Annotated in this window: 1 protein-coding gene; it reads left to right on the top strand. The window is 51.3% G+C overall.

The genetic code is table 11. The annotated features are described in order from the left end of the window. Positions 1-461 (top strand): hypothetical protein (locus ACTHUR_RS19445; RefSeq protein WP_440400432.1); only part of this gene is annotated, 461 nt, incomplete at its 5' end. Between the last annotated feature and the right edge of the window lie 24 nt (positions 462-485).

Raw genomic sequence — 485 nt, 5'->3', positions numbered from 1 at the left:
CTCAGGAAGATGCTGATTTTATTGCCGAACTCAAAATTGAAGGTGCGAATACAGCGTCTGAAAAAATCCGCGAATTGCTCAAGCTGGCGCGCTTGGCGCATACGCAGACACGCGATTACGGCTCTGCACTGACGGCGCAAGAGCAGTTTTTCCAACCAGCAAAACACGAAATCTTGCACGCTGAAAAACAGGCTGGAGTGCATTCGCATATCGTGGCGAGGCTGTTTGAACAACTGCCCGACTTAGGCGCAACACTCGCCGCCGATCTGCCAGCAGAAGCTGACCTAGACGATTTGAAAAAATACGAGCGCGAACTGATGTGGCGCATCGTCCGCCTTACCGACAGCATCCTGCAACTCGCCGTAACCGGCAAAGGCGCGGCATACGACGATACCGTGCTGCAACAGCTTGAAAATACTTTGAAACTGGCAAAGATTGTGCAGCAGGCAAATGAAATTTAAGGCTGCCGCCATACCAAATGAAAC

The sequence above is a fragment of the Neisseria sp. P0021.S007 genome, from assembly GCF_051956855.1.
The sequence above is the reverse complement of the archived record's forward strand: the minus strand, read 5'-3'. Positions and strand labels throughout refer to the sequence as shown.